The organism is Bosea sp. F3-2 (assembly GCF_008253865.1).
Taxonomy (GTDB): Bacteria; Pseudomonadota; Alphaproteobacteria; order Rhizobiales; family Beijerinckiaceae; genus Allobosea.
Genome location: NZ_CP042332.1, coordinates 128,510 through 150,298 on the forward strand (window position 1 = coordinate 128,510; position 21,789 = coordinate 150,298).

At 63.6% G+C, this 21,789-nt stretch carries 18 protein-coding genes and 1 pseudogene; 10 read left to right on the top strand and 9 right to left on the bottom strand.

Features of this window, described 5'->3' with window-relative positions; all coding sequences use genetic code 11:
• Positions 1-112: 112 nt before the first annotated feature.
• From FQV39_RS30270 to FQV39_RS30310, 9 genes are all read right to left on the bottom strand, one after another.
• Complete coding sequence (locus FQV39_RS30270; RefSeq protein WP_149134194.1) at positions 113-523, bottom strand: cupin domain-containing protein; 411 nt, start codon at positions 521-523, stop codon at positions 113-115.
• A gap of 57 nt (positions 524-580) precedes the next feature.
• Positions 581-1,834: an FAD binding domain-containing protein gene (locus FQV39_RS30275; RefSeq protein WP_149134195.1), complete on the bottom strand. Its 1,254-nt coding sequence runs from the start codon at positions 1,832-1,834 to the stop codon at positions 581-583.
• 118 nt (positions 1,835-1,952) lie between these two features.
• Complete coding sequence (locus FQV39_RS30280) at positions 1,953-2,675, bottom strand: ABC transporter ATP-binding protein (RefSeq protein ID WP_472840678.1); 723 nt, start codon at positions 2,673-2,675, stop codon at positions 1,953-1,955.
• A complete protein-coding gene (locus tag FQV39_RS30285) occupies positions 2,665-3,402 on the bottom strand; it encodes an ABC transporter ATP-binding protein (protein WP_149134197.1) in 738 nt (245 codons plus the stop codon). The genes FQV39_RS30280 and FQV39_RS30285 overlap by 11 nt, the downstream gene beginning before the upstream one ends.
• Positions 3,402-4,388, bottom strand: a complete 987-nt coding sequence (locus FQV39_RS30290) for a branched-chain amino acid ABC transporter permease (protein WP_149134198.1) — start codon at positions 4,386-4,388, stop codon at positions 3,402-3,404. Before FQV39_RS30290 ends, FQV39_RS30285 begins: the two co-directional genes overlap by 1 nt.
• Positions 4,385-5,236 (bottom strand): branched-chain amino acid ABC transporter permease, encoded by an 852-nt coding sequence (locus FQV39_RS30295; RefSeq protein ID WP_149134199.1) that lies wholly within the window; start codon positions 5,234-5,236, stop codon positions 4,385-4,387. The genes FQV39_RS30290 and FQV39_RS30295 overlap by 4 nt, the downstream gene beginning before the upstream one ends.
• 47 nt (positions 5,237-5,283) lie before the next feature.
• Entirely contained in the window at positions 5,284-6,819 is a 1,536-nt protein-coding gene (locus FQV39_RS30300) for an aldehyde dehydrogenase (RefSeq protein WP_149134200.1), read from the bottom strand.
• 19 nt (positions 6,820-6,838) lie between these two features.
• Entirely contained in the window at positions 6,839-7,822 is a 984-nt protein-coding gene (locus tag FQV39_RS30305; protein WP_149134201.1) for an amidohydrolase family protein, read from the bottom strand.
• Between the two features lie 35 nt (positions 7,823-7,857).
• Positions 7,858-9,087: an ABC transporter substrate-binding protein gene (locus FQV39_RS30310; protein WP_149134202.1), complete on the bottom strand. Its 1,230-nt coding sequence runs from the start codon at positions 9,085-9,087 to the stop codon at positions 7,858-7,860.
• 146 nt (positions 9,088-9,233) lie between these two features.
• On the opposite strand from FQV39_RS30310, the gene FQV39_RS30315 reads away from it, so the two are divergent.
• The 10 genes and pseudogenes from FQV39_RS30315 to fdhD all read left to right on the top strand — a co-directional run bounded on the left by FQV39_RS30315 (position 9,234) and on the right by fdhD (position 21,694).
• Positions 9,234-9,953, top strand: coding sequence for a TetR/AcrR family transcriptional regulator (locus FQV39_RS30315; RefSeq protein ID WP_149134203.1), 720 nt, complete (start codon positions 9,234-9,236; stop codon positions 9,951-9,953).
• Between the two features lie 225 nt (positions 9,954-10,178).
• A complete protein-coding gene (locus FQV39_RS30320; RefSeq protein ID WP_149134204.1) occupies positions 10,179-11,114 on the top strand; it encodes a LysR family transcriptional regulator in 936 nt (311 codons plus the stop codon).
• Positions 11,115-11,254: 140 nt separating this feature from the next.
• Positions 11,255-12,391: an alkene reductase gene (locus tag FQV39_RS30325; protein ID WP_149134205.1), complete on the top strand. Its 1,137-nt coding sequence runs from the start codon at positions 11,255-11,257 to the stop codon at positions 12,389-12,391.
• A 276-nt stretch (positions 12,392-12,667) separates the two neighbouring features.
• On the top strand, positions 12,668-13,897 hold the full coding sequence (locus FQV39_RS30330; RefSeq protein ID WP_248313551.1) for an MFS transporter: 1,230 nt from the start codon (positions 12,668-12,670) through the stop codon (positions 13,895-13,897).
• A 116-nt stretch (positions 13,898-14,013) separates the two neighbouring features.
• Positions 14,014-15,345, top strand: coding sequence for a c-type cytochrome (locus FQV39_RS30335; protein ID WP_149134207.1), 1,332 nt, complete (start codon positions 14,014-14,016; stop codon positions 15,343-15,345).
• An 8-nt stretch (positions 15,346-15,353) separates the two neighbouring features.
• Positions 15,354-15,845 (top strand): (2Fe-2S)-binding protein, encoded by a 492-nt coding sequence (locus FQV39_RS30340; protein WP_149134208.1) that lies wholly within the window; start codon positions 15,354-15,356, stop codon positions 15,843-15,845.
• Entirely contained in the window at positions 15,842-18,070 is a 2,229-nt protein-coding gene (locus FQV39_RS30345) for a xanthine dehydrogenase family protein molybdopterin-binding subunit (RefSeq protein WP_149134209.1), read from the top strand. The genes FQV39_RS30340 and FQV39_RS30345 overlap by 4 nt, the downstream gene beginning before the upstream one ends.
• Before the next feature lie 16 nt (positions 18,071-18,086).
• Positions 18,087-19,256 (top strand): HlyD family secretion protein, encoded by a 1,170-nt coding sequence (locus FQV39_RS30350; protein ID WP_149134210.1) that lies wholly within the window; start codon positions 18,087-18,089, stop codon positions 19,254-19,256.
• Complete coding sequence (locus FQV39_RS30355) at positions 19,253-20,875, top strand: MFS transporter (protein ID WP_248313552.1); 1,623 nt, start codon at positions 19,253-19,255, stop codon at positions 20,873-20,875. The genes FQV39_RS30350 and FQV39_RS30355 overlap by 4 nt, the downstream gene beginning before the upstream one ends.
• An 89-nt stretch (positions 20,876-20,964) precedes the next feature.
• A pseudogene (fdhD, locus tag FQV39_RS30360) lies at positions 20,965-21,694 on the top strand (formate dehydrogenase accessory sulfurtransferase FdhD).
• The last annotated feature ends 95 nt before the right edge of the window (positions 21,695-21,789 follow it).

Here is a 21,789-nt window from a genome sequence, read left to right on the forward strand (position 1 = left end):
CAGCGCAGCGCGGAACCGGAATGCCCCCGCAGGATATTCAGCGTGATATATTTGATCGCATGATAATCAGCGACTTGGGTCAGTGCTTGCGCTGGATGCTGAACTACGCCGCTCAATTTACCTTCAGCGGGGCATTGACGCTGTCCAGGAACTCGACGGTCGTGAAGACCAGCTCGGTGTCGCCGATATTCTCGAGGTCGTGGATCATGAACTCTCCCGCCTCGTAATGATGGTGCTGGGTGTCTCCGGAGGCGTAACTGACCTCGGCGACGCGTCCGTCCCAGTAGTGGGAGCGTGCACGCCCTGGCGTGACCGCGGTCCAGAAGTAGTCGAGCACGTGAGTATGGAAGCCGATCCGTTCGCCGGGCTGCAAAACCAGGGTCCAGACGCGGACTCGTTCCGATTCCGAAACCAGGCGGCTTCCAACGCGCCCATTCCCGGCGTTTGCCGCGAATTCCGATCGTAGTTGCTCCGACAGATTCTGCGGCGCTGCCGGCCATTTCGGTACGATTGCTATCCCCATGACTTTCCTCCGTTGCTAGACATGGCCAGGTCGGCCTTCGGGCTGGTGGTGGCTTCCTCAGGCAGCGATACCGGTCGCAACGGCGGTTTCCGACATCACGGCCTCGGGTTGACGGTGCTTCTCGGCCATAGCGCGCTCTTCGTCGGTCGCGATCTGGGCCTGCATATACGCACCCAGGTGCCGGGCACGGCGGATCACGGCGCGACCAAACGGCAAGCGCGCAGCGTCGAAGCGGGCCAACGCCTTCGGGATATCGTCGGGTGAACTGGCGAGCGCATCGGCCAAGGCCAGGGCATCTCCAGCAGCCTTCGTGACGCCCATGCCGACATGCGGGCGCGCGACGAATGCTGCATCGCCGATCAGGGCGATCCGCCCGGCCAAGGCCATGGCCGGCGTCTCCAGGTCCTGGATGGCCTGAATGAAGGGTTGCTGCGTGCGCAGCACGACTTCGGCAAATTGCGGGGCGAGAAGGTCGACCGCAGCGCGGCGAAGATCATCGATGACCACGGGCCTGATGCGATGCGGGGGAATGGACAAGGCGTGCTCGACACCATCGACATCCGTCAGCAGCTCGCGGAGCGCGCCATCCTGCCCGGCGGGACGATACCAAACGAAGTTGAAGCGCCGCTTCCCCGCCTCGATGGATTCATCGGCTCCGGCGACAGGGTAGCCCAGCATCTGCTCGCCGGGCGGTAAGGAGAAGGCGAAATGGTCGCACAGTGCCGCGCGGGTCGCGGGCGTCAGGTCGCTCTCATCGACCAGCCCACGCCAGGCGACATAACCGACATAGGTTGGGGCTACGTCAGGCAGGAATTTGGCCCGGACCGTTGAAAAAATGCCGTCAGCTCCGATCAGGACGTCGCCCTCGGCCCTTGAACCATCGGCAAAATGGGCGACTACGCCATCTTCCGTGGTCGTCACGTTCTCGATGTTGCAGCCATGATGATAGATGCCCTCGGGAAGCTGCTCCTTCAGCAGCGCATAGAGCCGGCCCCACGACGTCAGAACCTGAGGTAGGGCCTGTTCACCGATGAGGTCGCCCTCGCCGGAGAAGACGCGGCGCCCCGCCACTGAAACGCCGATCTTCGCGCTCTCGCTGTCGATGCCGCACGCATCGAGGATATCGAAGAGTTCGGCATGCGTGACGATGCCTGCCCCGCGTCCGCCGAGCTCGGATGAGATCCTCTCGTAGACGTCGACCGTCCATCCGCGGCGAAGCAGGAGAAGTGCGGCGAAGAGCCCACCCATGGATCCACCCACGACCAGAGCGTGAGGGCGGCGATTGCGCGCGCTGCTGCTGTCATGACTCATCGTCGATCCTCCTCATCGGCTCGCTTGCCGCTGCTCAGGCTTTTTATTTATCTATTGATAAATATAAGCGAGATCCGGTTGACTCGCAACACTCTTCGATGTGCGCGCTGGCTTGTTTTCAGTGCACCCCGAGGTGGGTTTCCAGCAGCGCGCTGTCCTCGACGATGGCCGCGGCCGAGCCGCGCGCAACGATCTCTCCAGTGCTCATGATGACCACCTCGTCGGCCAGCCGGAGCGCAAAAGTGGTGTGCTGCTCGACGAGCACGATCGACAAACCTGCGGTTCTCAACTGCCTGACGATCTGGCCGACCTCGGCGACAATTTGCGGTGCGAGACCTTCCGTTGGCTCATCCATCAGCAGGAGCTTGGGATTGGTCATCAGCGCGCGGCCGATGGCGAGCATCTGCTGCTCACCGCCGGAAAGGTTGCCGGCGTGGTTCGCGTGGCGTTCTTTCAATCGAGGGAACAGCCCGAATATCGCGTCGACATCCCATTCGACGCTGTCTGTGGAAGAAGGCTTGTGCCGCGCGACGAGCAGATTTTCCGTCACGGAGAGGCTACGAAATATCCTTCGGCCCTGGGGAATCAGCGCCACCCGCGAACGGCAGATCGCCTCCGGCGAACAGGCGGCAATATCGACTCCATCCGCTACGATCCGACCGCTCCGGGCTGGAAGGAGACCCGCGATCGTATTCATACACGTCGACTTGCCGGCGCCGTTGCGTCCCAGGAGTGCCAGAATTCGACCTGCGGGCAGATGAAACGACACGTTTCGAAGGATGTGACTGTCGCCGTAATAGGCATTCACCGCGGCCAGGGTCAGCGCGAATTTATTGGGCAAGATAGGCCTCCCGCGTCCTGGGGTCGGCGATCACTTCATCCCGCGTGCCGTCGACGAGAAGCCTTCCGTGCTGCAACAGGGCAATCTTCTCGGCAAAGGCGAGCGCGACATTCATATCGTGCTCGATCATGATCACGGTGAGCGACCGCGGCAGTTTCTCGAAGAGTTTCGACACGGTCTTTCGCTCCTCCCCGGACAATCCGGCGAGCGGCTCGTCCAGAAGCAGCAGCTTCGGCTGTTGCGCGAGCGCCATGGCGATCTCCAGGCGTCGCTTCTCTCCATAGGAGGCCTCGGAGACCGGCCTGTCGGCGATCTGGTCGAGCAAGACAGAGGTCAAAATCGCAATGGCCCGCTGGCGCAAACCGGCATCGCGATCGATCGGGACGAAGGGATTCCAGCGCCGCGCATCGCTTCCGAGCATGGCGAGGATGACGTTTCGAATAACCGTCTCACGGGAAAACAGCGTCAGTATCTGGAAGGTTCGCCCAATCCCGTACGCGGCGCGCCGGAATGTCGGAAGCTTCGAGATGTCGTCGCCGGCAAGCGCGATCGAGCCGTCGCTGGGGCGAATATCTCCAGCGATGAGATTGAACAGTGTGGTTTTCCCCGCCCCGTTGGGCCCGATGATCAATCTCCGCTCGCCCGCTTCGACACGAAAGGAGATATCCTGAATGACATGCAGTCCTCCGAAGCTTTTCTTCAGGTTGGCAATCTCGAGCGTTGCCATCAGCGCGTTCCCTTTTGATCTGCCCGCACGACGCGGCTCGACACCACCGCCTTCGGACGCAAGATAGTCGAGGCCTTGGTGCCAAGGCGCCTGAGGCCGGGAACCAGCCCTTCCGGCACGGCGACGATGATGAACAGGAAGATGATGCCGAGCAGCGTCGGCCACCGATCGGTGTAGGCGCTTGCGACGTTCTTCAGGAGAACGACGAGAGCCGCGCCGATCAAGGGGCCAAACGCCGTTCCGATCCCGCCGGCAATCACCATCAGCACCGCTTCCGAGGAAACAGTCAGCGAGAGCGCATGCGGGCTGATGAAGCGAAACAGGTGGATGTACAGAATGCCCGCGACGCCGGCGACGAACCCCGAAACCACATAAGTCACGTAGCGGATGACCCAGACATCGTAGCCCAAGGTGCTCATCCGCCGAGGCTGGTCGCGCACACCCTCTATCGACGCCCCGAACGGCGATCGCATGAGGAGTGCGAGGAAGCCCATGGTCGCAGCCAGCGTGGCCAGACAGACGTAGAAGAACACGGTCGGACTGACCACAGCGGCGCTCGCGGACGATCGCGGCAAGGAAATGCCGTTGTCGCCATTGGTGAGGTCGACGAACCGAAATGCCACTCCCCAGACGATCTGGCCCAGCGCGAGCGTGATCATCAGGAAGCCGAGGCCGGTCGTTCTCAGGGCGATCAGCCCGAACAATGCCGCCGTGGCAGTCGTCAATGCGAGCGACCCGATGATTGCCGGCAAGGGTGACAGACCGCTGACGGTCGTCAGCAGCGCAAACGCATATGCGGCGATGCCAAGAAATGCCGCATGTCCGAGCGACACCATGCCACCGTAGCCTGCGATCACGTTCACGCTGACCGCAAACAATCCATAGATCAGGATTTGCGTTGCGATGCCGACGTAGAAGGCACTCGGCAAGATCAAGGGCAACATCAGGATGGCGGCCATCAGGAGGGCCGCAATGATCGTCTTCATGCGACTTGCCTTCCGAAAAGACCTTGAGGGCGCACCGCGAGGACCAGGACCATCGGCAGAAACAGGATGACGTAGGCGAGATCAGGCAACAGCATCTGGCCAAAGGTGTAGATGATGCCGATCAGGAGGCTTCCGAGGAAAGCGCCGCCCAGGCTGCCGATTCCACCCAGGATAACGACGAGGAGCGCGAGCGGAAGCATCTCTGAGTCCAGGCCGGGATAGACCGACATCACGGGCGCTGCCAGCGCGCCGCCCATTGCCGCCAAGGCGCAGCCGAGACAGAAAATGATCGTGAAGAGGCGCGACACGGGAATGCCGGTCGCCCGGGCCATTTCCCGATCATCCACTGCGGCGCGGATCTTGGCGCCCAGCGTCGTGCGTTCGATGAGCAGCCAGAGCAGCGCGGCCACAAGAGCCGCCAGAACGATGAGGAAGAGGCGATAGGCGGGAAACGCGAACGAGCCGATGCGAACGGCGCTCTGCAACCCGGCAGGCGCGGGATGGGCGATGGGATCGCCACCCCAGGCCAGGAGGCATTGATCGGCGATGATGAATGCCAACCCGAGCGTGCCCAGGACCTGAGCCAGTTCTCGCCCCGCCAGCCGGCGGATCAGAAGGCGCTCGACGAGGCCGCCAAAGAGCGCTCCGGCGAGGCCCGCGGCAACGATCGATGCCGCGAACCCCGCGCCGGCCGCGGATGTCGCAACATAACCGCCCAGCATGAAGAAGGCGCCATGAGCAAGATTTGCCACCCGCATCAGCCCGAAAATGAGCGAGAAGCCCGCGGAGAGAAGAAACAGGAGAGATCCGAAAGCCAGGCTGTTGAGGAGCCCATTTGCCCAGAACATTGCTGCGTGCCTTTGCTGCGACGATGCTTTCGTCGCGGACCTGAAGATCAGTTCAGACGGACGTCGGCGGCTTCGAGATCGAACCAGTCGAAGGGAGCGTCGCCGACATTGACCATGACGGCCTTGACGTCGAAATAGGCGTCGAACGCCTCTTTCCCGAACTCGCGCCCCATTCCGGAGAGCTTGAAGCCACCCCAGGGCGAGGCCGCATCGACGCGATGATGGTCATTGATCCAGATGATGCCGGCCTCGATCCGGTCGGCGACGCGGTGGGCCCGGGCGACATCCCGGGTCCTGACCGCCGCGGCAAGACCATAGGGACTGTCGTTGGCCAGGCGAATGGCCTCTTCTTCCGTGTCGAACGGCGCTACGACGGTGAAGGGACCGAACACTTCTTCCTGGAAGATCCGCATATGCGGCTGCACGTCGGCAAAGACGGTCGGCTCGACGAAATACCCCGCCTGGTCGGACAAGGTTGGAGGCACACGCCCCCCCGCCACCAGACGGGCGCCCTCCGCCGTCCCGATCCGCACGAAATCGAGCACGCGATCGCGCTGTCGTGGTGAGATCACCGGGCCCATTTGGGTTCCCGCGTCGAATGGATCTCCGACTTTGATCGACCGCGCCTTGTTCGCAAGCTTCTCGACGAACGCGTTGTAGATCGAGCACTGGACGATGTGCCGTGCAGCGCAGACGCATGTTTGTCCCGCACCGACGAAGGCGCCGAACGCGGCATAGTTCACGGCTTGGTCGAGGTCGAAATCCTCGAAGACGACGACCGGCGTCTTGCCGCCGAGCTCGAGCGTCTGCCGCGCGAAGTTGCTGGCCGCGGCGGCGCCCGCCAGCCGCCCTGCCGTGGTGCCACCGGTCAAGACCAGCTTCCGGATCAGGGGGTGTTCAGTGAGCGCCTTGCCGGCACCGGCGCCTGTGCCGCATACGACATTGAATACTCCGGGCGGCAGCCCTGCTTCGGAGAAAATCTCGGCCAGGCGCAGCGTCGTCAGCGGCGTGTACTCCGATGGCTTCACCACCGTCGTGCATCCCGATGCAAAGGTCGGGGCTAGATTGCGGGATGCGATCAGCAAAGGGTGGTTGAAAGGCGTTATGTTGGCCACCACTCCGACAGGCAGGCGCCGCGTATAGGTCAGGTAGTCGCCTTCGACGGGAATCACGTCGTCCCGGCGGGCGATGGCCAATGCGGCGTTGTAGCGAAACAGGTCCGGTACGCGGGCGAGCTGAGCCCTCGTTTCGCGAACGGGGCGGCCGTTATTCAGCGTCTCCAGCTCGAAGAGTTCATCGAGGTGGGATTCCATGACGTCGGCGAGCTTGTTGACAAGACGCCCCCGCGTGCGAACCGACATCTTCGCCCAGTCGGGGCTCTGGAACGCCGCGGCTGCGCTGCGGACCGCCACGTCCACGTCGGCGCTCGTGCTCTCGATGACGCGGTCGATCACCTCACCGGTGCCGGGCGAGTGAATATCCATAAGCTCGCGCGGACCCGGATCATGCGCGATGCCATCGACGAATAGGCCTCGAACCGGCGTCGAAGGCGACACCAAGGCTCTGTGCAGTCGCAGTCCCATTCTAGCCTCCCGCTTGTTGTCAGGCGCCGATCAGGCGCATTGCATTGCCGCCGCTGATCAGGGCGAAGGCCTCTTCAGAAAGGCCCTTCACGCCGCGCAGGGTGGAAACAGGCGTGACGTCGGCCATGTCGAACGGCAGGTCGGTGCCGAGAAGAACGTGCTGCTCGCCGGCGAAATCGATGAGATATCCCAGGGCAGCCGAATCATGAGTGATGGTGTCGAAGTAGAAGCGCCGGAGCAGATCTTTGGGCGACGCCGTTGTCGTCTTTGCTTCGCGGCGGACGTTCCAACCGTGCACCAGGCGGCCGATCTGATAGGGCAGGAAGCCGCCCGCGTGGGACAGGCAGAGCTTCAATTCCGGCAGTTCGTCCATGACGCCGCCAAAAATCAGATGGGCGGCCATCACTGCGGTATCGAGCGGGTTTCCGATCAGGTTGGTGAGATAGTAGTCCTCGAGGCCGGGCTTGGACCCGAAGTAGTAGGGATGGGCGAGGATGAAAACGTCCAACTCCTCGGCCCGACGCAGGACGTCGCGGAACTGAGGCGCCGCCAGCTGGACTCCGTCGATGTGGCAGCCGATCATGACCGAGCGAATGCCGAGGTCGTTGACGAGGTAGTCGAGTTCCGCAATCGACGCTTCAGGGGATTGCATCGGCAACGTCCCCATGGCTCGCATCCGCGTGGGATCGACGGCTGCGAAAGCGGCGACCTCTTCGTTGACGCGTCTGACGAACTCGGCGTTGCGGGATCCCTCGATCCGATAGAAGAACAGGGTCGGCGAAGGCGAGATGATCGCCTTGTCAAAACCGCGCTGGCCGAGTTGGCGCAGCTTCTCGGCCGGCTCGACGAATTCGTCGAACAGAGGGTAGGCAAAGCCATCACGATGGATCATCCGAGCTGCGCCCGACGAATTGTCGGTCGTGACGCCGAAGGGCTCCGGATTGGACGAGAGCAGATCGACGATGGATTTCGGAATGACGTGATTATGCGCGTCGACGATCATGCGACGAGGTTCCTTCGACAGAAAGCGGCAAGAAATCAGATTTTTGCTGGGTCGTTTCTGGAATAAACCGGCGCCTTCAGAAACGCCTCCGGATCGTAGTTCCAGAATTGGGACACATTCGGATAGCTTTCGATGACCGTATTCATCAGCCGCCCGTTCTTTTTCTCGGTTCGGCGAATGTAGATATTCTGGACGGGGTTGGCATATTCATCGAGATGCCAAGGTCCGCGGGGATCGTCATCGACGCGCACCTGTCGCAGTGCAGCCATGAATGCGGCCTTGTCTTCGATCTTGCCGCCTATCGCGACAAGGGCCTTTTCTAAGGCCAGGCCCGCCGAATATGAGCCGACCGAATAGAACCCCGGGTCGTTGCCGGTTTCCTTGCGCAGTTTTTCAACGAAACGCTGGTTTGGTTCGCTCTCGAGTGCAGCCGAATACCAGCCGGCCGAAATGATGCCAGCAGCTTCGTCACCCATGCTGTGAAGGACGCCTTCATCGACCGTCGTCATGGCGGCCACAATGGGAGTTGTCTGCTTCAGGCCGTACTCCGCGTATTGCCGGAGAAAGCGCTGGCCGTTGGCACCGGCGAAGGCTGCGAAGACGGCATCCGCCCCAGTGATCTGGGAGATATACGATCCATAGTCGGCCGCGTTCAGCGGCGCCCAGAGCTTGGTGGCAATCTTCCCTCCGGCCGCCTCGAAAGCCCGCTGGAAGCCTGCCGTCTGCTCCTGTCCGAACGCAAAATCGTCGGCAATCGTGATGATCTTCCGGTACCCCAGTTCGCGCGCTGCGTATTCGCCCAGCGGATGACAAGGTTGGGCGGACGTCGAGGACGTCCGGACGAACCACGGATTGACCTTGCGCTGGGTCATGTCTTCGGCGGCAGCGGAGGCGCAGAGAAATGGAATCTCGGCCTCAGCGAAGTAGTCGTTGATCGCCAGCGCCTCGAAGGCCGCAACAGGGCCGACGACAAGATGAACATTGGAGCGCTGGACCAACTCCTGGGCCCGGGTCTTGGCGAGAGCCGGCTGCCCGCCTGTGTCTGCGACGATGAATTCGACAGGCCGACCGGCGATCTGATTGTTCCGTTCCCGAAGAAAGAGGCGAAAGCCGTCCTCCATCTGCCGGCCGCCCGAGGCGAGAGCACCCGACTTCACAGTGAGCATTCCGATCCGGATCGGGCTGGCCTGAGCCCGGCTTCCACGGGTCGCAGCCAATGTGGCCATAGCGGCGCCCGCCGCCACGAGACTTCTTCTCGTCAGCATGATCGTCTCCCTAGTGATCTTGTTATTTATCGTTTGATCATTTTATTTCATCCGACAAATTGCGAGTCAAGCACAATTTTTGGCCGCAGCGGCCGATAAGCGGAATTCAACGTTGCCAAAAAGAGAGCGAATGATAAATTGCTGGGATGGCGACCGACGAGAACCGCAACTTCCCCAATGGTGGCTTCGCCTCGCAGAAGAGCGGCCCGGCTCTCGGCCCACGAGTGGGCAACACGACCGGCGTTGGAAAGAGATTGCCCCCTGCCAAACGGGAGGAGGAAATCGTCCGCGAGGCGATACAGTTCTTCGCGCAATTCGGGTTCGAAGGGCAGACGAGAGAACTGGCGAAGCGGCTGAACATTACGCAGCCGCTGCTCTATCGTTATTTTCCAACCAAGGATGCCTTGGTCGAACGCGTCTACCAGGAGGTTTTCCTGCGCCGCTGGAACCCCTTTTGGGAAGAGCTGATCCTCGACGAAACGCGGCCTTTGAATGACAGGTTCGTCGCGTTCTACGTCGACTATGCGCAGGTCATTCTAACGTATGAATGGATTAGGCTTTTCATGTTCGCGGGCCTCAAGGGCCTGGACTTCAACACGCGGTATCTCGATCTGCTTAAGAGCAAGATCTTCGGGGTGATCATTAATCAGCTGAGAACGGAGTACGGCCGTCCGACGTCGGACAAGCTCCCCATTACGGATCTGGAGATCGAAGCGATCTGGAGCTTGCACGCGAGCATCTTCTATCTCGGCGTGCGAAAATTCATTTATCAGATGCCGGTTGGCGATCTGAGGTCGATCGTCGAGATGAAGGTCAAGATGTTCGTGGGCGGGATATCCGCGGTTCTGGCCGGAGAACCGGTTTGAGCCCGGAACCAGTGACGCGTCCAAAAATGGATGCCCTGCCAAAATCGTGCGCAATTGGCGTCATTCATAGAATCATGCGGTCTGATGAGGCCAGTCTCGGTGGCTGCCGGCGCTCATTGGGGACGGTGACGAACGTCCCCAGTCCGCCATCTCGACCGGACGCTGACGCGCGTCCCCGCTGACCTGTTGCGGTCAAAGCTGCCACATCGGGCGCAAAGGTGAACCATGGACCTGTTCGGCGCGATGAAGGCGTTCGTTGCGGTGGCGGACGAAGGCGGGTTCGCGCCGGCAGCACGCAAGGCCGGATTGGCGACATCGTCGCTGACGCGACAGGTCGATGCGATCGAGGAGCAGTTCGGGACGGTGCTCCTCAACCGCTCGACGCGCAGCGTGACGCTGACGCCTGCCGGGGAGGACTATTATGTTCAGGCCGTCCGCATATTGTCGGATGTCGAGGAAGCCAATCGCAGCATCAGCGAGCGCGGCGGCCCTCCCCGTGGCCTGCTCCGGGTGAGCCTGCCTGTGACCTTCGCCCGCCTGCACGTCACCCCGTTCCTTCCCGAATTCCTCAAGGCATGCCCGCACATCGAGACCGAACTTGTCATGACCGACGAGGTGGTGAATCTGGTCGAGAACAGGATCGACGTCGCCATCCGGCTCGGCAGTCTGGAATCGTCGAGCATGATCGCGCGTCGGCTGGCGCCGCACCGTCGCCTGCTATGCGCGAGCCCCGACTATCTCCGCGCACAAGGCGAGCCGACCGCGCCGGCAGAACTTGCAAAACACAACTGCCTGACCTTCTCCTACGCCACCGGCGATCGCACGTGGCGCTTCTCGAAAGACGGGCGCGACGAGCAGGTGCGCGTGCGTGGCACAGTGCGAGCCAACAACTCCGAGACGCTCAAGGAGGTCGCGCTGGCCGGTCTGGGTCTCATCCTGATGCCGACATGGCTCATCGGGCAGGAACTTGCAGAAGGGCGGCTGCGGCCAGTTTTGCCGGGCTGGGAGCCAAATACCGGGCGAATCTCGGCGTCAGCGCAGTCGGACGCCGGCATCCACGCGATCTATCTTCCCGACCGACGCGGCTCGGCGAAGGTGCGCGCCTTCACGGACTTTCTGGCTGAAAGCTTCGGTTCGCCTCCCTACTGGGATCGTGCATAGCGCCCACGCAGTCCCCGTGCTTCGTTGCGTAGCGCGCAACAGACATCGCGAATATCCTGGGATTATAAGTCCGCGATAAAAGGAGGAAGTTTGATCGCAGTCCACGGGCGCCCCACTGGCGCCGAGCAGGAAACACCGCGATGAAGCCCTCCCTCTTCTCCCCGATCGCCCTCGCAGGCATGACACTCCCACATCGTGTCGCGATGGCGCCGCTGACCCGTTCGCGCGCCGGCGAGGGTAACGTGCCGACGCCGCTCACCGTCGAATATTATCGGCAGCGCGCCGGGGCGGCGCTCATCATCACCGAGGCCACCCAGATCTCCCAACAGGGTCAGGGCTATGCCTGGACGCCGGGTATCCATGACAACGCTCAGATAGTCGCCTGGTCTAAGGTCGCGGCTGCGGTGCATGCGGAAGGCGGCCGCATCTTCATGCAGCTTTGGCATGTCGGGCGCGTCTCGCATCCCATATTCCAGCCAGAGGGTGCCCTGCCGGTAGCGCCCACCGCAATGCCGGTACCGGGTAAGACCTTCATTATCGACGAAGGCGGCAATGGCGTCTGGGCCGACGTGCCCGTGCCACAGGAACTGACGATCGCAGGCATCGAGGCGATCATCGCCGACTATGCCGAGGCCGCGCGCAACGCGATCGGGGCCGGCATGGACGGCGTCGAAATCCACGCGGCCAACGGCTATCTGTTGGACCAGTTCATCAATACCAACAGCAACCACCGCACCGACCGCTATGGTGGCAGCGTCGAAAACCGCGTGCGACTGCTGCTGGAAGTGGTTGATGCGGTGACGGCGGCAATCGGCAGCACGCGGGTCGCTGTCCGACTGACGCCGATGGGTCGGTTTTTGGGGATGGGCGATGAGACGCCCGAAGACACCTTCGGCTATATAGCCGCTGAGCTCGACCGACGGAAACTAGCCTATCTCCATGTCGTCGAACCATCGACTATGGGAACGGAAACGGACACGGCAGAGGACCCGCGCTGGGACGCGATCGTGCGACTGATGCGCCAACGCTTTTCCGGCACGTTGATGCTAGCGGGCGGCTATGATCAGGCCGGCGCCGAACGCGCCCTTGCAGATGGCCGGGGCGACATCATCGCCTTCGGCAAGCTTTTCCTGTCCAATCCCGATCTGCCGGAGCGTTTCGCGCGCGGAGCTGAGCTCAACGATGCTGACCGCACGACCTTCTTTGGCGGCGCAGCGACGGGGTACACGGATTATCCAAGCCTTGGGCCAGTGCGCGGTACGACAGCCACGGCCTGACAAGCGACACCAGCATCGCAATCCGAATGGCGGCCCTCTGGATAGCCGCGAGGAGCGCATTCAGCCGCGGTCGGGGCGACGAGTCCTCCGGCCGCAGAAGTTACGACCAGGCCAAGGGCACGCAATCATACGCAAGTGTGAGAGAGGCATTCGCAAGCGCTAGAGCTACGCGCGTGTCCAAGCCCTATTCCTAAGCGAACGATACAGCTTGCCGGACAGTGCCGTTCGCGTCGGTCGACCTCGACGATCCGGATATTTATCAAAGGAAAATCGACGATGGATCAGCCACCGGATGCACAACAACGCCCCAGCGCGATGAGCAGGCCTCTGATTTACGCCATGGCCAGCGCCGCCGGCATCGCCGTCGCCAACATCTATTACAACCAGCCGATGCTCGGGTTGATCGAGGACGAGCTTCCCGGCAATCTGACTGGCCTGATACCAACTGCCACACAGCTCGGCTACGCCGCGGGACTCTTCCTGATCGTTCCTCTCGGCGACATCGTCGAGCGCAGGCGCCTGATCGTGGCCCAGTTCGCCATCCTGGCTTTCGCCCTCGTTCTGGCCGCGATCGCGCCGAGCGCCCTCCTGGTTGTGCTTGCCTCGCTGGTCGTGGGGCTCGCCTCGACAGTGGCTCAGCAGATCGTCCCGCTCGCGGCCCATCTCTCCTCGCCGGAGCGGCGCGGAGCCACCGTCGGTACGATTCTGGCCGGCATTCTGACGGGCATCCTGCTGAGCCGGACGCTGGCCGGTTTCGTCGCGACCCATGGCGGCTGGCGGGAGATGTTCTGGCTAGGCGTGCCGATGGCGCTCGCGGCCGGGGCCCTGATGATGCTGAAGCTTCCGCATAGCAAGCCCGACTCGCAGCTCGGCTATGGCAGTCTGCTCCATTCGATCCTGCATCTGTGGCGCGAATTCCCGGCCTTGCGGCTAGCCGCCTTCACGCAGGCCCTGATCTTCGCCGCCTTCACGACCTTCTGGACCGTCCTCGCCTTCCGTCTGCAAGCGCCGCCTTTCGGACTTGGCGCCGACGTCGCGGGTCTCTTCGGAATCGTCGGCGCCGTCGGGATCTTCGCGGCCCCACTCGCCGGCCGCTTCGCGGACAAGCACGGTGCGGCTCCGGTCGTCGCGATGGGGGCGATCTTGACACTGGTCTCCTGGCTCGTCTTCGGCCTCTGGACCTCGCTTTCCGGACTCGTCGTCGGCGTGGTGCTGCTCGATTTCGCGATGCAGTCGGCCCTGGTCTCGAACCAGCACATCGTCTTTGCCCTACGACCTGAAGCGCGCGCCCGGCTGAATACCATCCTGATGGGTGCGATGTTCCTTGGTGGAGCGTTCGGCTCGGCGACCGGGACCGCGGCTTGGCAGGCCGGAGGCTGGCCAGCGGTCGTTTCGCTGGGCCTTGCCTTCGGTGCCGCCGCCACCCTGCTGCAGCTCCTCAGCCTGCTTCGCGAGCGCCGACAGCAGCTCGCGATGGATAAGCCGGCCAGCTCACCGCCGCGGTAAGGCCGGTCGACGACCCGCTCGGCGTCGCCGGTCGCCACAAGAAATCGACAGCAGTTGATGGCCGTCAGGCCCGAATCCGAAGCCGTCGAGGCGGCGCTGGCAGAGGACTCATGCCCATGCGAACCAGATCGATCCTCATGGCCGGTTCGGCTGTTGCCGTTGCTGCCGCCGGCGTCGCCCTCGCCTATGCCTGGCACTCGGAAATCGCCCCGATCCCCAAGCCGACCGCCGCCAGCTTCGATACGGCGCTCGTGCGGCAGGGGGCGACCCTCGCACTGATCGGCGACTGCAGGACCTGCCATACTACGCCCGGCGGCCGGGTCTTCGCCGGCGGCCTCGCAATGCCGACGCCATTCGGAACACTCTACTCGACCAACATCACGCCCGATCCCGAAACCGGAATTGGGACCTGGTCGGAGGACGCCTTCAAACGCGCCATGCGCGAGGGCGTCGATCGTGAGGGCAGGCATCTCTATCCAGCCTTCCCTTATGACCATTTCACCCTGACCTCCGATGAGGACATCAAGGCGCTCTACGCCTTCTTCATGTCGCGCGAGCCCGTGAAGGCGAAGGCGCCGGCCAATGAGCTGCCGTTCCCGATCAACATCCGGCTGGTCCTGGCCGGTTGGAAGCTGCTTTTCCTGCGCGAGACGCGCCTGCAGCCCGATCCTCTGAAGGATGCCGTCTGGAACCGGGGCCGCTATCTCGTCGAGGGCCTCGGCCACTGCGGCGCCTGTCACACGCCCCGCAACCTCATGGGAGCCGAGAAGAAATCCCGCGCCTATGAGGGCGGAGAAGCCGAAGGCTTGCATGCCTACGCGCTCGGCAAGGCGTCCCAGGCCCCTGTCCCCTGGAACGCCGCCGCGTACGAACAGTATCTTGCCGAAGGCTTCCACCCCCAGCATGGCGTAGCCCGCGGGCCCATGGCGCCGGTGGTCGAGAACCTCGCCTCCGTGCCGCGCGAGGAGGTCGCCGCGATGGCGACCTATCTCGCCTCCCTCGCCCCGGAGGCCGTGGGGCAAGCAAAGACCACCGGGCCATCCCAGACGGTGGCGTCCCCGCCCTCCCCTCCACAATCGGCCGGAGTCCAGACCGCGACGCCGGCCGCGACCTCCCAGCAGGGCTCCCGCCTCTACGCAACAACGTGCGCATCCTGTCACGATGCCGGCCGCCCCCAGCCGCTCGGCGCAATAAACCTCTCACTATCGACTGCCGTTGCAGGCGAGAGCCCGGAGAACCTCGTCAACCTGATCCTTGACGGCATTCCAGCCGCGAGTGGTGCGACGGGGCCGGTCATGCCCGGCTTCGCCACGACGCTGAGCGACCGGCAGATCACGGATATCGCCGCCCATCTGCGCGCCGCCGCCGGCAAGCCCGTCTGGCCCAATCTCGGTGCAACGATCAGCAGCGCGCGTTCGGCGCGCCAAACCCAGCAAGCGAAACGGTGAGGCCATCGATGACGACGCTGACGATCAATGGCGTATCGCGAACCGTCCAGTCGGACCCGGACACGCCGCTGCTTTATGTCCTGCGTAACCAGCTCGGGCTCAACGCCGCAAAATATGGCTGTGGGCTCGGCCAGTGCGGAGCCTGCACCGTCATCGTCGACGGCGAAGCGGTCTTCTCCTGCGTCACTCCGGTCATGCTTGTGGAGAATCGGTCGGTGACGACGCTGGAAGGCCTCGGCACGCGCGAGCAGCCGGGCATTCTGCAGCAGGCCTTCATCGACGAGCAGGCCGCCCAGTGCGGCTACTGCATTCCGGGCGTGATGATGCGTGCCCAGGCGCTGCTCGAACGCGAGGCCGAGATCTCCGATGCCGCGATCCGCGAGGAGCTCGAACCGCATCTGTGCCGCTGCGGCACGCATATGCGGATCCTTCGTGCCGTCCGCCGGGCCGCAAACATCATGCGGGCGAAACGCCCTGCCTTGGCAGGAGCGAAACTATGAGCGCTTCGATCTCACGGCGCGCCGTCCTCGCTGGCGGCGGCTCGCTTCTTCTCGCCTTCAGCTTGTCGGGCGCGCGAGCCCAGACCGAGACCGGCAAAGGCGGGGGGCCTGCCAAGCGTGGGCTGCCAGGCAGCCTCGACGACACGCCGCGTCTCGATGCCTGGATCCGCATCGACGCGAAAGGCACCGTCACCATCCTGACCGGAAAGGCCGAACTTGGGCAGGGTCTCAAGACCGCCCTGCTCCAGGTCGCGGCCGAAGAGCTCAAGGTCGCGTTCGACGGGTTGACGCTGATCACCGCTGACACAGGCCTGACCGCTGACGAAGGCTACACCGCCGCCAGCCATTCGATGCAGGATTCCGGCAGCGCGATCCGCAACGCAGCAGCGCAGGTCCGCGAAATTCTGATCGCGGAAGCAGCGCGACGCCTCGCCATCCCCGAAGCGGGGCTGCGAGCGAAAAACGGCGCGGTGATAGCCCCCAATGGCGTACGCATGACCTATGGCGACCTGGTTCGTGACGAACTGCTGGAGGTTGAAGCCAAGCCCGTCTCGCGCCTGACACCGACCGCCGACTTCACGGTGATGAACCGACCCGTGCCCCGCATCGACATTCCCGCGAAGGTCACTGGCGGAGCGGCCTATGTGCAGGACATGCGTCCACCTGGGATGCTGCATGCACGCATGGTCCGTCCGCCCAGTTATGGTGCGACGCTCTCAGGCGTCGACGCTGCTGCCATCGAGCGCCTGCCGCGTGTCGTCAAGGTGGTGCGCAACGGCAATTGGCTCGCCGTCGTTGCCGAGGATGAATGGGCCGCGATCCAGGCGATGCGCCGGTTGGCGGCGAGCGCGACCTGGACGGAGACGCCGAGCCTTCCGGACGAAACGAAACTCGCCGCGCAACTGATGGCGCTTCCCTCCAAAGACACCACCATTCTCGACCGGGGAAAGCCTGGTGCGGCGGGCCGCATCGTCGAGGGTCGTTTCGTCCGCCCCTATCTCGCCCATGGTTCGATCGGCCCATCCTGCGCCGTCGCCGAGGCCCGCGATGGGACGGTGACGGTCTGGACCCACACGCAGGGCGTCTTTCCGCTGCGCCAGGCCATCGCGGAGCTGCTGAAGCTGCCGCTCGAAAAGGTGCGTTGCATTCACGCTGAAGGCGCCGGTTGCTACGGGCAAAATGGCGCGGACGATGTCGGAGCCGATGCCGCCCTGCTCGCAGTCGCCGTCCCGAACCGGCCGATCCGCGTCCAGTGGATGCGGGAACAGGAGCATTCCTGGGAGCCGTTCGGCCCCGGTATGGTCACCTCCGTCCACGCCGCCGTCGACGATTCAGGCGCCGTGGTCGACTGGCATCACGAGGTCTGGAGCCAGTCCCACATGATGCGACCTGGCCCTGCGGGCACGCTGCTGGCGGCGCGCGAAATCGCTGACCCCTTCCCTCCCGCGCCACCGGTCGAACTCGCGCAGCCCGAGGGTGGCGGCGACCGCAATGCCATCCCGCTCTACGACTTCCCCAACGCCCGAGTCGAGCATCATTTCCTCCCAGAGTTCCCGTTGCGGGGCTCGTCGATGCGCTCACTCGGCGGCTACCTCAATGTCGTCGCGATCGAGAGCACGATGGACGATCTCGCCCGCGCCTCCGGGCAGGATCAGGTCGCGTTCCGTCTGCGCTGGCTGCAGAATTCACGTGCCCGTGCCGTCATCGAGGCCGCTGCTGCGAAATTCGGCTGGACGGGTCGCCCGGCCCTCCCGGCCGGAGGCGGTTATGGTTTCGCCTTCGCCCAGTACAAGAATCTCGAAGCCTATTGTGCGATCGCCGTCGAAATCGCGATCGAACCCGAAACGGGCGAGGTCGATATCCGCCGCGTGACGGCGGCGGTGGACACCGGCGAAGTGATCAACCCGGACGGGGTGCGCAATCAGATCGAAGGCGGCGTCATCCAGTCGGCCCGCTGGACGCTGTTCGAGCGTGTCACCTTCGACCGCACGCGCATCACCTCCGTCGACTGGTCGGCCTATCCCATCATGCGGTTCGCGAGCGTACCGGCCTCGATCGACGTCGAGATTCTCGACCAGCCCGGTGCTCCGTTCCTGGGGGTCGCGGAGGCGGCGCAGGGCCCGATGGGCGCGGCGCTCGCCAATGCGATCCGCGACGCGACGGGTCACAGATTGCGCGAACTGCCGCTGACCCCCGAGCGCATCAAGACGGCTATTGGCCCCTGAACTGGCGTGACCGAACATGGCGACGACCATCACCGACGCAGCTAACCCCGCACCGGCTACGGCCACGGCGATGCCGGACGCTCAGAAAGCCGGAGCCATCGGCGCCGTGCTGACCCACCCGCTGTTTCATGCGGCGATCGTCGTGGCGATCGTCGCGCTGGGCTGGACCATCGCCTCGCGCTGGGATCGCTGGACGGGAGCGGCGCGCCTCCAGCGCACGGACGACGCCTTCATCGCCGGCGATACCACGCCGCTGGCGACACAGATTTCCGGCTACGTCAGAACGGTCGCGGTCGACGACTATCAGCCGGTCGAGGCCGGACAATTGATCGCTGAGATCGAGCCCGCGGACTACCAGGCGCAACGCGATCTCGCGGAGGCCGATCTCGCCGCCGCTCGTGCCTCATTGGCGAGCGTCGCCGACAAGCGCGCAGTGCAGCGAACGCTGATCGAGCAGGCGAAGGCCACGATCACCATTGCCGAGGCCGAGCTGGTGCGCGCCAATGCCGAGGCTGTCCGCCAGCGCGAGCTGCTGCGAAAAGCCTTGGCCGGCACCGAGCAACTCGTCGAACAGGCCGATGCCGCCGCGGCGAAGGCGGCCGGCACGCTGTCCTTGTCTCGCTCGCAGCTCGCTCAGCAAGAGGTGCTCCTGACCTCTCTCGATGCCACGGAGCGCGAGCTTGCGGCACAAGTCGACAGCGCAAGAGCGCGCCTGAAGCTCGCCCAGGACAATCTCGGATACACCCGCATCCAAGCACCGGTCGCCGGCTTGACCGGCGCGCGGCAAGTCCGGCCCGGGCAGTTCGTTGCGCCCGGCACGCAGATCATCACGGTCGTGCCGATGGCGACGCTGTGGGTAGTCGCCAATCTCAAGGAAACCCAGATGACCAATGTGCGCGCCGGAGAGCCCGCGCGGGTCACGGTCGACGCCTTTCCGGGCACCGTTCTGACGGGCCGCGTGGCAAGCTGGTCGCCCGGCACGGGCAGCGTCTTCGCACTGCTCCCGCCAGACAATGCCACCGGAAACTTCACCAAGGTGGTGCAACGCATGCCGGTCAAGATCACGCTCGATCCGAACCCTGATCTCGGGGTCCTGATCCGGCCCGGCATGTCGGTGGTTGCGACGATCGATACTGGCGGCGAACCGCAAAAGCAGGACGGCACGTCGCAAGGGCCACGACCGTGACTGCGATCGTTCAAGGCCAGCAGTCACCGCAAGCGGTGGTTCCCAATGTCGGCTGGCGCCCTTTCGTTGGCTTGGCCGGAGTGATGCTCGGGTCGATGATCGCCACGCTGGGCACGCGCGTCACCAGTTTCGGGTTCGCCGACCTTCGCGGCAGTCTGGGCGCCGGCTTCGACGAAGGAGCCTGGATAACCACGTCATTCGGGCTCGGCCAGCTGATCTCGGGCATTGCGTGCCCTTACCTCTCCTCGATCACCGGCGGACGGCGCATCCTTCTCACAGGCATCTTCATCGCCTTCATGGCCTGCCTGCTTGCTCCATTCTCCCACAACATTCACGGATACATCGCCACGCAGTTCTTCGCGGGTCTGGGAACGGGAACCTTTATCCCGCTGACGATCATGTTCATCGTCCGTCACCTGCCCAAGCCATTGCTGGCCTACGGTATCGCCATCTATGCGATGAACCTCGAGATTTCGCTGAACGTCGCGGCCTCGCTCGAAGGCTTCTACATCGACAACTGGTCCTGGCGCTGGATCTCATGGCAATATTGCCTCGCGCTGCCGATCATGGGCCTTTGCGTCTGGCTCGGCATGCCCAAGGATGCGCCGATCCGTGACTCGCTGAGGAACCTGGACGGTGCAGGGCTTGTTTACGCCGGGCTCGGGCTTGGCGCGCTCTATGCCGCCCTCGACCAAGGCAACCGGCTGGATTGGACGGCGAACGGCCTCGTCGTCGGCCTGTTCGCAATCGGCGGCCTGTCGATCATCGCATTCCTCGTCCGCGAGATGACGACGCCTCACCCGGCCCTGAACCTGCGCATCCTCGCCTCTCCGGGCCTGATCGTGATGTTCGCGTTGCTGGCGGGCTTCCGCTTCATCATCCTCTCGACAGCCTATGTAATCCCCAGCTATCTCCAGATGCTTCAGAACTATCGCGCCCTCGACATCGGCGCCGTCCTGATCTGGATCGCAGCGCCGCAGATCTTCCTCGTCCTGCCGTTAGCCGTGCTGATCCAGCGGATCGATCCGCGCTGGACCCTCGGATCCGGAGCGGTGTTGATCGCGGTCGCCTGCCTGATGGCAGCAAAGCTGACGGGGGCCTGGGCTACGGCGGATTTTCTACCCTCGCAAATTCTTCAGGCGGTCGGGCAGTCGCTGGCGCTGACAAGTCTCGTAGCCCTGGTCGCACGAACAGTGAGACCCGAACAGGCCGCTACGATCGGCGCCTTCATGCAGACAAGCCGGCTGCTTGGGGGCGAGGTCGGCGTCGCCTTCATGCAGACCTTCGTCCGACAGCGCGAACAGATACACTCGAACCTGCTCGGCCTTCACGTCCAGGGGCAGGCGGGCGACACAGCCAACCGGGTTGCGCAGTACGGTCGCGCTCTTGCCGGCCAACTTGCCACGACGACCGAAGCGGCAGGCGCCAAAATCCATCTGCTCGCGACTGCTGTTACCCAACAAGCCTCGGTCCTTGCCTTCATCGATGCGTTCGAGGCGGCTGCCGCAGTCGCGATTATTTGCTGGTTCCTGGCTGCTTTCGTTCCGAAGTCGCCGCCACGGCCACCAGCCGCCCCGGCTGAACACTCCAACGTCCATCCACGGTCAGTGAGCATTTGAAACGGAGCTGTGTGGTGAACCTCGATTCTGCGACCTCATGGCGAGCTCAACTGTCCTGGCGCGACGGCTGCCTGTCCAACCGCCCGCGGATGGTTCCGGCCGAGACCGCCGTCGCGCTGAGCTATGGCGGGTCGACCCACGCCGTAATGATGGCGACGCCGCAAGACCTTGAGGATTTTGCCATCGGCTTCTCCCTCAACGAGGGCTTGATCGCTGATCCCGACGAAATCCATAGTCTTGACATTCGACCCGAGCGGCAAGGCATCGACGTTCAAATTTGGCTCAGCCCCGGGGCGCTCGAACCTGGTCACCGCCAGAAGGAGAGCCATGGTGGGACCTGTCGGTTGCGGTCTGTGTGGTGTCGAAAGTCTCGCGGCGGTGTCGCGATCCTTGAAACGGGTCGAAGCGGGACGACGCTTTAGCGCGGCTGCGCTGCTCGCAGCCATGGCGGAGCTGACGCCACTGCAACGCCTCAACCAGCACACCCGCGCCGTCCACGCCGCAGCCTGGTGGCAAGAAGATCTCGGGATCGTTGAACTACGCGAAGATGTCGGTAGGCATATCGCCCTCGACAAGCTCGCCGGTGCGCTGACACTGAAAAATTTGAGGCGGGACCGCGGGGCCGTTCTTCTCACCAGCCGCGTTTCCGTTGAAATGGTCCAGAAAGCCGCGATGATCGGGGCTCCCCTTATCGTTGCGGTTTCGGCTCCGACATCCCTGGCGGTCGACGTCGCCGACGAGGCCGGCATCGCACTGGTGGCTATCGCGCGAGACGATGGCTTCGATGTCTTTTCCCATGCCGATCGGATCGATTTCTGATCGTCCGTCGCATCCGCCATCACGCGCATGGCCCTGGGCAGTCTCGACTATGAAAGGCGCCGTCCGTCGCGGCCAACACCATATCGCGCTGGCTT